Source organism: Bacteroidales bacterium (assembly GCA_013141385.1).
Lineage (GTDB): Bacteria > Bacteroidota > Bacteroidia > Bacteroidales > Tenuifilaceae > UBA8529.
In genome coordinates this window covers 20,513-33,619 of sequence record JABFRB010000036.1, presented here as the reverse complement: position 1 = coordinate 33,619, position 13,107 = coordinate 20,513, and the positions used below count along the sequence as shown (strand labels likewise).

Annotated in this window: 14 protein-coding genes and 1 tRNA gene; 10 read left to right on the top strand and 5 right to left on the bottom strand. The window is 35.2% G+C overall.

Annotation, left to right across the window (positions count from 1 at the left end; translation table 11 throughout):
- Nucleotides 1-12: 12 nt before the first annotated feature.
- From HOO91_18160 to HOO91_18130, 7 genes are all read left to right on the top strand, one after another.
- Nucleotides 13-1,122: a hypothetical protein gene (locus HOO91_18160; GenBank protein ID NOU19483.1), complete on the top strand. Its 1,110-nt coding sequence runs from the start codon at nucleotides 13-15 to the stop codon at nucleotides 1,120-1,122.
- A gap of 228 nt (nucleotides 1,123-1,350) precedes the next feature.
- Nucleotides 1,351-2,454: a Fic family protein gene (locus HOO91_18155; GenBank protein ID NOU19482.1), complete on the top strand. Its 1,104-nt coding sequence runs from the start codon at nucleotides 1,351-1,353 to the stop codon at nucleotides 2,452-2,454.
- Between the two features lie 10 nt (nucleotides 2,455-2,464).
- Nucleotides 2,465-2,932 (top strand): hypothetical protein, encoded by a 468-nt coding sequence (locus HOO91_18150; protein ID NOU19481.1) that lies wholly within the window; start codon nucleotides 2,465-2,467, stop codon nucleotides 2,930-2,932.
- Between the two features lie 39 nt (nucleotides 2,933-2,971).
- Nucleotides 2,972-4,003 carry a hypothetical protein gene (locus tag HOO91_18145; protein ID NOU19480.1) on the top strand — a complete coding sequence of 344 codons (1,032 nt, stop codon included), beginning with the start codon at nucleotides 2,972-2,974 and terminating at the stop codon, nucleotides 4,001-4,003.
- A complete protein-coding gene (locus tag HOO91_18140) occupies nucleotides 3,960-6,230 on the top strand; it encodes a hypothetical protein (protein NOU19479.1) in 2,271 nt (756 codons plus the stop codon). Before HOO91_18145 ends, HOO91_18140 begins: the two co-directional genes overlap by 44 nt.
- 16 nt (nucleotides 6,231-6,246) lie before the next feature.
- Complete coding sequence (locus HOO91_18135) at nucleotides 6,247-6,849, top strand: class I SAM-dependent methyltransferase (GenBank protein ID NOU19478.1); 603 nt, start codon at nucleotides 6,247-6,249, stop codon at nucleotides 6,847-6,849.
- Between the two features lie 119 nt (nucleotides 6,850-6,968).
- A complete protein-coding gene (locus HOO91_18130) occupies nucleotides 6,969-7,448 on the top strand; it encodes a hypothetical protein (GenBank protein ID NOU19477.1) in 480 nt (159 codons plus the stop codon).
- A gap of 309 nt (nucleotides 7,449-7,757) precedes the next feature.
- Here HOO91_18130 and HOO91_18125 read toward each other — a convergent pair whose 3' ends face one another.
- From HOO91_18125 to HOO91_18105, 5 genes are all read right to left on the bottom strand, one after another.
- Complete coding sequence (locus HOO91_18125; GenBank protein ID NOU19476.1) at nucleotides 7,758-8,342, bottom strand: cysteine hydrolase; 585 nt, start codon at nucleotides 8,340-8,342, stop codon at nucleotides 7,758-7,760.
- A 119-nt stretch (nucleotides 8,343-8,461) separates the two neighbouring features.
- Nucleotides 8,462-8,695, bottom strand: coding sequence for a hypothetical protein (locus HOO91_18120; protein ID NOU19475.1), 234 nt, complete (start codon nucleotides 8,693-8,695; stop codon nucleotides 8,462-8,464).
- Between the two features lie 142 nt (nucleotides 8,696-8,837).
- Nucleotides 8,838-8,911 (bottom strand) — tRNA-His (locus HOO91_18115).
- A gap of 73 nt (nucleotides 8,912-8,984) precedes the next feature.
- Nucleotides 8,985-9,527, bottom strand: coding sequence for an acyltransferase (locus tag HOO91_18110; GenBank protein NOU19474.1), 543 nt, complete (start codon nucleotides 9,525-9,527; stop codon nucleotides 8,985-8,987).
- A gap of 142 nt (nucleotides 9,528-9,669) precedes the next feature.
- Entirely contained in the window at nucleotides 9,670-10,953 is a 1,284-nt protein-coding gene (locus HOO91_18105) for an oligosaccharide flippase family protein (GenBank protein NOU19473.1), read from the bottom strand.
- A 145-nt stretch (nucleotides 10,954-11,098) separates the two neighbouring features.
- On the opposite strand from HOO91_18105, the gene HOO91_18100 reads away from it, so the two are divergent.
- The 3 genes from HOO91_18100 (at nucleotide 11,099) to HOO91_18090 (ending at nucleotide 13,001) form a co-directional block, all read left to right on the top strand.
- Nucleotides 11,099-11,755 carry a DNA alkylation repair protein gene (locus tag HOO91_18100; GenBank protein ID NOU19472.1) on the top strand — a complete coding sequence of 219 codons (657 nt, stop codon included), beginning with the start codon at nucleotides 11,099-11,101 and terminating at the stop codon, nucleotides 11,753-11,755.
- A gap of 80 nt (nucleotides 11,756-11,835) precedes the next feature.
- The gene (locus HOO91_18095) at nucleotides 11,836-12,615 is read left to right on the top strand and encodes a Bax inhibitor-1/YccA family protein (GenBank protein NOU19471.1); all 780 of its coding nucleotides are present in this window, start codon (nucleotides 11,836-11,838) and stop codon (nucleotides 12,613-12,615) included.
- A gap of 122 nt (nucleotides 12,616-12,737) precedes the next feature.
- A complete protein-coding gene (locus HOO91_18090; GenBank protein NOU19470.1) occupies nucleotides 12,738-13,001 on the top strand; it encodes a type B 50S ribosomal protein L31 in 264 nt (87 codons plus the stop codon).
- The last annotated feature ends 106 nt before the right edge of the window (nucleotides 13,002-13,107 follow it).

Below are 13,107 nucleotides of genomic sequence, written 5' to 3'. Positions count from 1 at the left end.
GATTACATCAAGATGAATAAAACAATCTATATCCTAGGAGCAGGTTTTTCTAAAAGCGCAAATGCTCCATTGCAATCTGAACTCATAGATGAAATATTCAAGATTAAAAATGATAAACTACCTTCTGATTATCGACAAATATTTATACAATATAGAAATGATTTTAAAAATTTCCTTTTAGATACAATGTTTATGGATGAAAATAACTTTGGGAAAATAAGTCTTGAAGATATATATACACCAATAGACAGATGTATTATTGATAATCTGGCGTTTAGAAATATTTCTCCTAAAGATTTGATTGATCTAAGGCAAAAAATTAATGGTCTAATCATTATGATGTTGAATAATAAACTTCATTTTACTCGAACAAAAGGTGGACATATTGAAAATTTCACTGACTATCTAATAACCTTGAGAAAATCACATAAAAAAAATGATCCTTTCGCATTAATATCAACTAACTGGGATATTTTAATTGATAATTCCTTTAAACGTAAAATAGAAAACTCCGAAGGCATAGTTGACTATTGTTGTTATACAACTCCATATGACAGAAACGAACAAGTAATACCTGGCTTACTTGCTTTAGGCATGGGATTATATAATATAAAATTGCTTAAATTACATGGTTCAATGAACTGGTTACATTGTAAACGTTGCCAAAGATTATTCGTAACATTTTTTGAAAAAATAGCAATTGACGAATATGTAAATAAACCTATTTGTAGAATATGTGAACGAAATTTCAGCAATGAACATACTAGTGATGGTGGCGCATTATTAGGTAGTCAATTGATAATGCCAACATTTCTAAAGGATTTAAATAATGTCCAGTTAAAATTAATTTGGCAAAATGCTGGTATTGAACTTTCGGAAGCTTCAAAAATAATTTTCATGGGTTATTCTTTCCCAATGGCAGATTTTGAGTTAAGGCAATTGTTAGCAAGAAATGTTAGGCATAATGCTAAAATTGATGTAGTATTACATTCTACTGATAAACCTAAAGACAATAAAGATAATTTATCTGCTGAATATCGATTTAAATCATTTTTTGGTAAAAGAGAAATAAATATGTTTTACGATGGAGTTGAAGGTTATATAAAGAATTTAAAAAACTAACGCCCGCTCATTATCTAGAAAGCCGATAGACAAAAAGCCTTCATAATTTATTTAAGAAAAATACAAGCACAACCAAGATGCATCAATATTCCTTATGGTCAACCATTATAAATTATTAAACCAAAGTTCACCTTGCGGAGAATAATCCTCATTTAATCCGCAAAATTTGCGGAAAATATTTTGTGATGCGGAGAATAAGGTTTATATTTACCGCATATTTTGCGGAGAATAATCATGTATATACATCAACTTAAGGATTGGCCCAATTTTACATGGAATAATGATGTTTTACTATCAACCCTAAGTAAGGTAAGAAATTTACAGGGAAAAGTGATAGGTAAAATGGAAAACCTAGGTTTTGATTTAAGGAATGAAGCCATTTTGGAAACAATGACTTTAGATGTACTTAAGTCAACCGAAATCGAGGGGGAGTTTTTAAACCCAGAACAAGTTCGTTCATCAGTTGCCAAGCATTTAGGGATGGATATTGCAGGGTTGGTAGTATCCGATAGAAATGTTGATGGGATGGTCGATTTAATGATGGATGCAACACGTAATTTTAACTCTCCCCTATCCGACGATAGATTATTTGGTTGGCATTCGGCTCTATTTCCAGCGGGAAGAAGCAGTTTGCATAAAATAACTGTTGGCAATTGGCGTAATGATTCAACTGGGCCTATGCAGGTTGTATCTGGAGCAATGGGGAAAGAAAAGGTTCATTTTCAAGCTCCTGATTCATCAATCGTTGCAAAAGAGATGGATGCTTTTATCAACTGGTTTAATGCAAATGAGCATCTCGAACCAGTAATTAAAGCTGGATTAGGACATTTGTGGTTTGTTACAATTCACCCATTTGACGATGGGGATGGAAGAATTGCACGTGCCTTAACCGATATGCTACTGGCAAGAGCAGACGAAAGTCATCAGCGTTTTTACAGCATGTCGGCTCAAATCAGAATTGAGAGAAAAAGTTATTATAATATCCTAGAAAGCACACAAAAAGGTAATTTGAATGTTACCGATTGGCTTTATTGGTTCCTAAATTGTCTGCTGAATGCACTGAATTCATCGGATACTATACTTGCCAAAGTGCTCGGGAAGGCGCAGTTTTGGAAACAACATGCAACAACAATATTTAACGAACGCCAACAACTGATAATTAATCATTTACTGGAAGGTTTTGATGGTAAACTAACAACATCAAAATGGGCGAAGATTTCAAAATGTTCTCAGGATACCGCACTTAGGGATATTCAGGATTTAATGAGCAAAAGTATACTTCGTAAGGAACCATCAGGAGGAAGAAGCACTAACTATGAACTATATAACTAAAATAAAAAAAATGACAACAAACAACAAACTCGACAAATCATTCGGTCCAATTGGAATGGTGGCAGGAATAACAATATTTGTAACAGGAATAATACTGGTATTTTTTTCCCTATCTGGACTATTCTTAATTATCCTTGGTGCATTTGTTGGGTTTAGTTCAACAAGTACGCTTATTGATTTTGATAAAAAACGGATTAAGTTCTCAAATAACCTGTTTGGAATAATCAGCGTTGGGAAATGGTTAGAAATTTCAACAGATATGAAAATTGGAATCAAGAAATCGAATAAAACATGGAGAACATATAGTCAGGGCAGTAGATCCCTTGATATATCTAATCAAGATTTTAGAATAATCCTTTACGATTCAGCCAACAAACAGATAATGCCTGTAAAAAAATCAGAAACACTTGATTCTGCCAAAATCGAAATTGAAAAATTGAGCAAACAACTAGGGCTAGGAATCATTGAACATCCTTAAAATAAAATTGCATCTTTATTTTTACCGATTAATTAAAGGATGAACCGATACCGCTTAAAAATCACCATTACATTCATTACCATACTGCTTACCAATGCTTGTAAGCATGAAACGCATCGATCATTCTATTACTGGAAATCGGTTTACCATCTTTCCCAATCGGAAAGGAAATGCTTGGAAGAGCTAAACATCTCGAAACTCTACATCCGCTTTTTTGATGTTGATTTGGACGAACCATCGGGAAAAGCAGTACCAATTGCAAAAATTCGTTTTGTTGATGATGTATTGCCACGCTACGAAGTTGTACCCGTTGTATACATCGTAAATAAAACGCTGCAAAAATCAAAATATCAAGACATTACCGATTTGGCTATAAAAATCCTAACGCAGGTTCAAAATATAGCATCAAGCAAAAATATCGCATTTTGCGAACTTCAAATGGATTGTGACTGGAGTGATAATACTCATAGCAATTACTTCGCATTACTTGATGTTCTCAGAACGAAACTGCACGAACAAGGAAAAACACTTTCGGCAACTATTCGCCTACATCAGGTAAAATATAAAAATATTACTGGCATACCGCCCGTAGATAGGGGTATGTTGATGTACTACAACATGGGCAAAATAATCCCTGATGCCTCACCAAATTCTGTTTTTAATACCATGGATGCAGCCAAATACATTGATTATCTGCCAGACTATCCCCTACCCCTCAATGTAGCCTTGCCAGCCTTTTCGTGGGGCATTCATGTTCGCAATGGCAAGGTAATTGAGCTTTTAAACAGCATGAATTCATCGGATTTTGAAAATAACGCTAATTTTACACGGTTCAATTCTTCAACCTTTACCTCTTCTAAATCGTTCTTTTTCCGAGGTTTTTACTTTATGAAAAACGATGTGGTAAAAGTTGAAGAAATCACACCATCACAATGCAATACAGCTGCTCAACAACTCAAAAGCAAACTGTCTAAACATGTAGGATCTGTAGCCATTTTTCATCTCGACTCATTAATAATATCTCACTATGAAAAGCAAGATTTCGAAAAAATTTTTGGCACTTACCATTAGTGCTGCTCTTCTAGTAACCACTGGAATTGTACTGGCTTGTACTGGTGGAGAAGATTTTAGCGATTTCTACAACTCCTTTTTTGCGCCCGAAACCAGCAATACTCCCGAATCGAAACCTTTTTACAGATCCGTGCAAAACTTCTATAGTAGCGATTATTACCGGGATGCAGTGCATATAATGGATTCAACCAATATTGAAGAGTGGAAAACCTTTTTTGCTGATAAAGTCAAAGCCAAGGATTTGAATTCAATAGTCTACAAATCAAGAATTGGTGAAATTGATACTTGCATATTCTTTCTGAGAAACAATACATTTCCCATAAAAAGTGAACTGAAAAGCAATTCACTTCTAGCATTCGATGATAAAGCATTATCCAAAGAATTTCTTTTCTACCTTGGTTTTGCAAAACGCTGCGAACCCTTTACTACTTATGCTCCCGGATGGTGGACAGATGAAAACACAATTGACCCTCGAAATGATAAGGCAACAATGGAAAAACTTTTGGTTGGTGGGAAAAAGTCAATGACCGTTACCAAATCTCCTTTTATTAAAGAACGTTACGCTTTCCAGAATACACGACTGCTTTATCAGGCAGGTTTGTACGAGGATTGTATCAATTTTTATAATCAGAATTTAAATCTTTTCACATCAAAAAATACCATTGTTTACCGTGCAATGGGATACGTGGCAGCCTCAAACTATAAGTTAAAAAATTTCAGTCAAGCCAATTACCTGTATTCCATTATATTCGACCAGTGCGAGGTGATGAAGAAAATAAGTTTCATGAGTTTTCACCCGCAAGAAGAGTCCGATTGGGAAGGTTCACTGGCATTGGCACAAAACACTCACGAAAAGGAGGTTCTATGGCATCTGCTGGGTATTTATGTTGACCCATTGCGTGCAATGCAGGAGATTTATAAACTTAATCCAAAATCGAATCTACTTGATTTGCTTCTGGTGCGTGCCGTAAATATTAACGAGGAGTATTTCATTAAAAATCAAGACTATTGGAGCAAACCCGATTCGGGCTATGCTTTGCGCACAAAAAAGGTAGATATCGATCTGCTTAATTTCTCTCAGAAAGTAGCTAATGAGGGCAATTCCAATAAACCATATCTGTGGAATTTGGTGGCAGGTTATCTGAATCTAGCACAGGGAAGTTATAAACAGTCCGAAAAATATCTGTCAAAGGCAGAATCCACCTCAAAAGGCGATGAGCTTGTCAACGAACAAATTCGTGCTTTCCGAATAATGAGTAGAATTGAACAATACACAAAACCAGAAACTAAAACAGAGGGTGAATTAGCTAAAGAGCTAATCTGGCTTGGAAAAGAGAGTCATAACCCTTCGCTACGCAGTGGGTGTATTAATAGCTGGGCATTGAGTCGCCTAAGTGAGAAATACCGCAACTGGGGCGATTCAGTAAAAGCGCAATGTTTGGATTATAACCAAAATAAACTTTTTTACGATAATCAGGAAAACATAAATTCGCTGATTGTATTAATTGACAAACCCAACAAAACAGATTTTGAGAAGTTCATCATCGGTTTGCATCCTTACTCAAGAGCTACGCTATTTACCTACAAAGCAATTCGCTTGATTTATCAATACAAGTTTCAAGAGGCACTTGATATGATTGACGCTTGTCCAAATTCCGGGAATGGTGGTTTGCAAGCCGATCCATTTATAATTCATATCAACGATTGCCACGATTGTGATTTCCGTTTGGAAAATAACGAGGTGTTCTCGCAGTACACTTTTGTACAACGATTGCTAGAACTACAAAACAAGGCGATTTCAGATCCTAAAAATGCAGCCCAATACTACTTTTTACTGGCAAATGGTTTATACAATATGACATATTATGGTAATGCCCACGATGTTTTCTCATCACCAATACTAGGTTTGTCGGTAGGATATATTTATCGTGACGAGCAAAAATCACCTAGATATAAACCATACTTCGATTGTGCAAAAGCCTTGGAGTACTACAACAAAGCAATGGAAGCATCAACCGATAAAGAATTTAAGGCAAAATGCTGCTTTATGGCTGCCAAATGTGAGCAAAACCAATATTATTCATCTGATGAATTTACCTATCGAGCATCTATACGAAGCGGAGTCTATTTTAAGCAACTACGTGACACCTATTCAAAAACAAAGTACTATCAGGAAATTATCAGCGAATGCGGGTATTTTAGAAGGTTTATTGGTCTGAAAAAATAGAATAAACATACAAGTTATGCTTAGAAGTCTCGGATTGCAATTAAGAAAACCATCGGGTTTTTTCGGAAAAATTGTGTCAGCAATGTTGATTAAGTGGAATAGAAATCGTTATGAAGTCTTGATTAACGATCTTAAAATACAACCAAATGATAAATTATTTGAGATTGGATATGGTCCGGGACTAGGGATTAATTTGATATCGAAGGAGTATGAATCATGTCAGGTTTATGGAATAGATTTCTCTGAATTGATGTACTTAAGGGCAACAAAACGGAACAAGCAATTTGTTAATAGTAATAGGGTGAACCTAATGTTTGGTGATTTTCTTGAAACCGAAATTGATGCTAGGAATTTTGATAAAGTGTTCTGTCTAAACGTTGTTTACTTTTGGGATAATCTCCAAAAGCCATTTGAAAAGGCCAATTCACTTCTCAAGAATGATGGACTGTTTTACATTTATATGGATAGTAAAGAAGATTTATCAAAAGTTACATTTGCCGAAGATGATATTTTCAACAAATATACAATTGAGCAAATTCAAGATGCTCTGAAACTGGCTGGTTTCAAAGAGGTAGGTTATTATTTTGATAATGGATATTTTGTGAAAGCCAAAAAATAACCGTTATACCAATACTTGCTAGGTTGTTACGTATTTGTACTTTCTTTTGATACTTTGGATTCGAGCATCTACAACGCAACCTTTTATCATATAAAAATATCTTATAGAAAAACAATTCTATGCAAAGTATAATAAAAACAAGGACTATCCTCTTTTTCATTTTCATCCTGAGCCTTTTAACATGCTGCTCAAAAAATGAGAATAGTAGTGGATTAGTTCAAGTCAAATATGGCACCTCGTTTGGTGAGTGCATTGGATATTGCAAAAAGGATTTGACTTTGAAATCTGGTTCTGTTTCATATAAACGCTATGGATGGACAGAAACAATAGAGCCTATTACCTTTACAGATATTTTAGAAGAAAATAGTTGGGATCTTATTAAAGGAAAACTTGATATTGCTTCATTTTCAGCACTTCCAACCACCATTGGTTGTCCCGATTGTGCCGATGGTGGTGCAGAGTGGATTGAAATAGAACTAGCAAATGGAGAAATGCACAAAGTAACATTTGAATATTACAATGAACCTAATGCGGTTAAAAATTATATTAATGATTTAAGAGAAATAATGAATAGTTTTGAGAATAGGAGTAGTAATTAACCTGTGGTCAATATAGTTTTAACACAGAGATTTTAAGTTCTGTGTCTAACAAAAATGGTCGTTTTAATAAGATACAAACATGCCATAATAATATTTATTGGCACTAAGAAACACAGAGGATACAGAGATTTTTTTTGATTTTGCATAAATGCAAAATCAAAAATGTGTAATATCTTAAACTCTTAACTCTTCAATATAACTCCTTATTTCAAACTGACGTTAATTAAAAAATAATTTCCTACCGCTCCTTGTTAATGGAGTAAAAGAATATTAGAAGACTTAAGCAATAAAACCCTTTACCTTCTAAAACTATTTTCCAGCTAGAAACTCATTGGTGCTTACAATCTTAGCGTAACTTCTTAGTGTAGATAAAGTTGAAAGATGCACCATCTTTGCTGGAATAACCTCATCACCCCATCTCAAATCGCGGGTTGCACAGGCATCATGAACCAGTGTAATTTTATAACCTAAATCATACCCTGCTCTTACAGCACCCTCAACGCACATGTGGGTTTGCATGCCACATATAACAAGGTTTTTCACACCAATACTTTTTAAATAATCGTTTAACCCTGTACCATTAAAGGAACTTATCTCACTTTTAGTGAAAATTTTCTCTCCCTCTATAGGTTTAACCGTAGATTGTATATCGGTTCGTGCATCTGCAGCATGCTTAATATGAATAATAGGCATTCCCTTTTGACGGAATGATGCAAGAAGCAATGCCGCATTATCGGCAGCAGCCTGTGGGTTAACTAATTCCATATCGCCTCCAGGAAAATAGAAATCTTGAACATCAATGATTAATAATGCTGTTTTACTAGTATCGCTATTCTGTGAATATAGGTTTTGTGCAGCTAGAGCGATGACTATAAGGGTTAGAATTTTTTTCATTTGTCCTTCAAGTTTAATATTATGCGATTGGGAAACCTCAACTTAAAAACATCAGTACCATATAACAACAAAGGTAACCAAAAAAGGTTACCTTTTCGACTGATGTTGGGCTGTATAATTTAACTTTTAAAAAAAAAGCAGGCTTTAGTCCTTCTCAGATCTTCTTCCGATTGCTCCTCAAGAAGTTTTATATCAACCTGACGGACAAACATGTCATAAAATGAAAGAAACTCTGGATTAGGTCTAATTGGTTCTTCAAGGTTAAAAAAGATCACTTCCCTATAAAAAAAGTAGGGATTATGCATCATATAACTGCTGCAAATACGATCTACTAATGTTTTTGTCTTCTTCATTGTCTGTTTACTTTCAATAGACAAATTATGAAAATAAATGTCATAATACAACTATTTTTTCATTGATTTACATCAATAAAAAAAATGATTGAGAAGACCTTTTGGTTAAAATAAAAAAAACCCCGACTTTCGTCGAGGTTTGGGTGGAGAATGGGGCTCGAACCCACGACCCTCAGAACCACAATCTGATGCTCTAACCAGCTGAGCTACCCCCACCATTTAGAGGCTGCAAAGATAATAAAATTCGAATATATTTATCAAACTGCCTACCAAAAAGTTTTAAAATGTCTTATTTGCTTGTAAATGTGGCATAACTGGCTATTTTTTTTATCACTCCCGCTGGATTCCCAGCAAGAATTTGATTCCCTTCAGGAAAAGATTTAGTAACAACTGCTCCTGCCCCAACGACAGTATGAGGGCCAATTACAACCCCTGGAAGAATAATACAACCTGTGGCAAGCAGCGAATCGCGACCAATGCATATTGGTTCTTCGCTCTTGTATTGATTGTAATTTAGCAAATCATGATTCATGCTGATAATCGAAACCTTTGGCCCAATCCAGACATTCTCCTCCAACACAATGCCATTACGACCATCTATGTAGCATCCCAATGCTGAGCCAGGTGTTTCCGTACCCCTTACAATCTTTTCATGTCCCTTTATCTCCGATGTCCAACTAACAGGCCAAGGCACATGGCTATTTATCCTCATTATCTTTTGAGCAATAAAACATTTCATAAGTCTCCTAAAAGGGAATCGATGAAAATCAAATCCGGGGTAAGCCCAACGGAAGAAAAGAATCCCGAAGATTGAAACAATAAACCTTTTCATCTGTAGCGATTTTTCAATTTTATTTAACTGTTTTTACTTGCTACTTCATTCTATATAATCATGTTAATCAAACATCTATATATTCTTAACTCTTTCAATTTCATTATTTCGCTTATTTAAAAGGCTTACATTACTTATGCATTTAACACGATGATACAATCGATTTGTTAAAATCTGTCTTTTCTATATTTATAAAACCTATATAGGCAAGCAGTATATACATAAACGCCCCACCCAAAGAGTATATTTTTAAAAGAAAGTAGACATCAAATTCACGTGCAAAAACGATCCAACCAATCGCTAATACAAGATAAACAATTTGCCAAATTAACAAAAGTTGATTTTTTTTGATGATCGAAAAAACTGTGCTGACGCACTGCGTTGCAAAACTAAATATCGTTAAAGGAAGAATAAATCGAGAAATACGTCCTGCCACAGCCCAATCGTTCCCTAGCACAAAGCAGAAAATAGCTTCGCCCCAAAATGCAATGGGGAATAGAATCAATAATGCTAAACAGAGATTTCCAAAATATGAGTAAACGTAGAACCGACGTCGATTTGCTGTTCTATTCATCTTTTCGTAAAACACACTTCCAAAGGAGGAACTAATTAAGGATAGCGGAAAATTGATAACCCTCCATGCCCGCTCATAATGACCAACCAAAGCACTTGAGGTTATTAGTGATAAAGCGAACACCAATAGGTATGTTGAAAAGGTATTTAAAATCCCCATCGGCATTAGGTATAGCGGAAAGTTAAAGTATTCACGAAAGGATTTAAATGTAGTTTTTATTGACAGGTATTTAAATCTCCAAAACTCCCTTCGGAAAAGTTGAACCACCATTGTACCCCAAGAAAGAACTTCGCCAGCAATGAATCCAACAACTTGACCCCAATGTCCATTTGAAAACATTTCTCTACATAACCTTACTCCCGTTTGTCCAGCATTTTGAATAACCCGATTAACTCCAATCAATCTAAAAGAACGTGAGCGATTAAACCAATATGTAAGACTTTTATGACTTCCAAGTAGGAATATACATAAAGGTAAAAGCCATATTATTTTTTTGTAGATATGCGCCTCAAACATTCCAGTTAGCCTGTTGAAGAATAATAATACTATCAAAAGACTAATAATCGAAAAGATTAATGTTATGGCAATACTACCAATGAGTAAATGAAATGCTTGCCCATTCCTTTTAGGCAGAACAATAGCCATATCGTACCTGCCATTCGAAGCAATTGAAAAAACATTTACCATTCCAATAAATAGGGCTACAGCACCAAATTCTTCAGGCGTGTACATTCTTGTTAGGATTGGAATCGAAACTAATGAAATGCTTTGAGCCAATGCATTTCCCGTAAAAAGGGAAAACACATTTTTAACAAATTCATTCGAAAGAATTGATTTGATTTTTGAATTCATTGGCTAAGGTGCTGTTGAAAAACGGCTAATAATAAACTTCCTAAAGGTAAAAAAATAAACAACGCTCAAATAGCCATTTATAGTACTATCCTTGTTGGGTTTTAAAAAAAGTTGTAGGTTTGCCAATCCAAATTCTGCTTATGACATGGAAGAAAAAGTAATGGACATAATCATGCAGATTAAACATCGCATGAATGGAACAGTAGTTAACTCCATGCAAGAATCAGGTATTATATATAAAGTAAACTACGGGGTTACTATACCTGAACTACAACAAATTGCTCAACCATATAAAGGGGATCACCACCTTGCCATCCGTTTATTCGAGGAGGATATAAGGGAGTGTAAGATTATTGCATCAATAATTGATACCTCTGACAAGGTAACAGGGGAGCAGATTGATAATTGGAGTAATGATTTTATAAATATCGAAATTGTTGAGCAGGTTTGTAGTAATCTCTTCTGGAAATCCGATTTTGCTTTACCTCGTAGTGTAGAATGGTGCTTAGAGGACGACAATCTTCTTCAAAAAGCCGGATTACTAATTGCAGGTAATAGAGCCTCTGATAAAACAATTAAGGATTCAATTTTTGAGCCCTATATTGATATTGTTGAAAAACTTGTTGAAACCGATGATGAATTGGTTAGCAACTCTGCAATCTTCGCTTTGCGTGAAATAGGAAAAAAAAGCGAATCGCTTAAAGAAAAAGTATTAGAAGCCGCTGAACGGATGGCAGAATCAGACTTTGGAATTGCTGCTTGGATTGGAAGTCAATTAATATTTGAATTTACCGAAGAGTAGAGTCATGTCGCTTTGTCAGTTTACAGCTAAGGCATATTATTTGAATAATTATTAACCGCAAAAACTAAAAATAAATAAATATGGATTTATTTCGTTCTTCAAACCCAGCATTCTCCGAGAAAATTTTCTCTAAAGAAAGGGTTTTCACCTCTGATGAAACAATGACTGTTCAGGGGACTATGAATAAGGCATTGTTAATGCTGATTTTAGTTGTTTTAGGCGCCGCTTTCACATGGAGAGCTTTCTTTGAAAGTATTCCTGTAGATCCGTTACATCCATCCATCCCAACTTCTGTTATAATATGGATGGCCGTAGGCGGAATTGGGGGATTTATAACTTCATTAGTAGTTATCTTTGCCCCAAAAAGTTCTCCTATCGCAGCCCCTATTTACGCTGTGCTTGAAGGCCTATTCTTAGGCGGAATATCTGCAATATTTGCTGCTCAATATACTGGCAACATAATTATTCAAGCAGTTGGGCTAACCTTTTTAACCTTTTTCTTGATGTTTACAGCTTATCGCTCAGGTTGGATTAAGGTAACTGAGAAATTCAGAACAATTATACTTGCTGCAACAGGGGCTATTGCCTTGATGTATTTCCTAACCTTTATTTTAGGATTCTTTGGTGTAAACGTTGGATTTATCCATAGCAGTGGTCCTATCGGAATTGGCATCAGCGTTGTAATTATTGCAGTTGCTGCTTTAAACCTCTTGCTCGATTTCGATTTCATCGACAGAGCATCGGCTCAGGGTGCACCAAAATATATGGAATGGTTTGGTGCTTTCGGTCTCATGGTTACCTTAATTTGGCTTTACATCGAATTCTTAAGGCTTTTATCAAAACTCTATAGTCGCGACTAAATAGGAAAAGGTTCTGACTGGCATAGAAATTTTTTCGAGGTGTGGGTTTGTTATTTTCATAATAGTTAATAACTTTGCAGCCCGATATTCGGAATTTACAGTTAAATAAACAGATACAAACAATGAAAAAGGGAATACATCCGGAAAATTATCGACTGGTGGCATTCAAGGACATGTCTAACGAGCAAGTTTTTATCACCAAGTCAACCGTAGCAACCCGGGAAACCATCACCGTTGATGGCGTTGAATATCCTGTGGTTAAAGTAGAAATTTCGAACACTTCACATCCTTTCTATACCGGTAAGATGAAACTTGTTGACACCGCAGGTCGCGTTGATAAGTACTTGAACCGTTACAAGGATCATATCGACAAAAAGAAAAAGTAGGCATTTAATATCACCTACATTGTTAGGATATTGAAAGCTCCAGGAATGGAGCTTTTTTATTTGTATATTTATAACATTTTTAAAACTTTACAGTTTATTATTTATC

What these genes read in the sequence shown, in the direction of transcription:
- HOO91_18160 (NOU19483.1), top strand. Translation starts at nt 13, where the DNA reads ATGAATAAAACAATCTATATCCTAGGAGCAGGTTTTTCTAAAAGCGCA.
- HOO91_18150 (NOU19481.1), top strand. Translation starts at nt 2,465, where the DNA reads ATGACAACAAACAACAAACTCGACAAATCATTCGGTCCAATTGGAATG.
- HOO91_18145 (NOU19480.1), top strand. Translation starts at nt 2,972, where the DNA reads ATGAACCGATACCGCTTAAAAATCACCATTACATTCATTACCATACTG.
- HOO91_18140 (NOU19479.1), top strand. Translation starts at nt 3,960, where the DNA reads ATGAAAAGCAAGATTTCGAAAAAATTTTTGGCACTTACCATTAGTGCT.
- HOO91_18135 (NOU19478.1), top strand. Translation starts at nt 6,247, where the DNA reads ATGCTTAGAAGTCTCGGATTGCAATTAAGAAAACCATCGGGTTTTTTC.
- HOO91_18130 (NOU19477.1), top strand. Translation starts at nt 6,969, where the DNA reads ATGCAAAGTATAATAAAAACAAGGACTATCCTCTTTTTCATTTTCATC.
- HOO91_18125 (NOU19476.1), bottom strand. Translation starts at nt 8,342, where the DNA reads ATGAAAAAAATTCTAACCCTTATAGTCATCGCTCTAGCTGCACAAAAC.
- HOO91_18120 (NOU19475.1), bottom strand. Translation starts at nt 8,695, where the DNA reads ATGAAGAAGACAAAAACATTAGTAGATCGTATTTGCAGCAGTTATATG.
- HOO91_18110 (NOU19474.1), bottom strand. Translation starts at nt 9,527, where the DNA reads ATGAAAAGGTTTATTGTTTCAATCTTCGGGATTCTTTTCTTCCGTTGG.
- HOO91_18105 (NOU19473.1), bottom strand. Translation starts at nt 10,953, where the DNA reads ATGAATTCAAAAATCAAATCAATTCTTTCGAATGAATTTGTTAAAAAT.
- HOO91_18100 (NOU19472.1), top strand. Translation starts at nt 11,099, where the DNA reads ATGGAAGAAAAAGTAATGGACATAATCATGCAGATTAAACATCGCATG.
- HOO91_18095 (NOU19471.1), top strand. Translation starts at nt 11,836, where the DNA reads ATGGATTTATTTCGTTCTTCAAACCCAGCATTCTCCGAGAAAATTTTC.
- HOO91_18090 (NOU19470.1), top strand. Translation starts at nt 12,738, where the DNA reads ATGAAAAAGGGAATACATCCGGAAAATTATCGACTGGTGGCATTCAAG.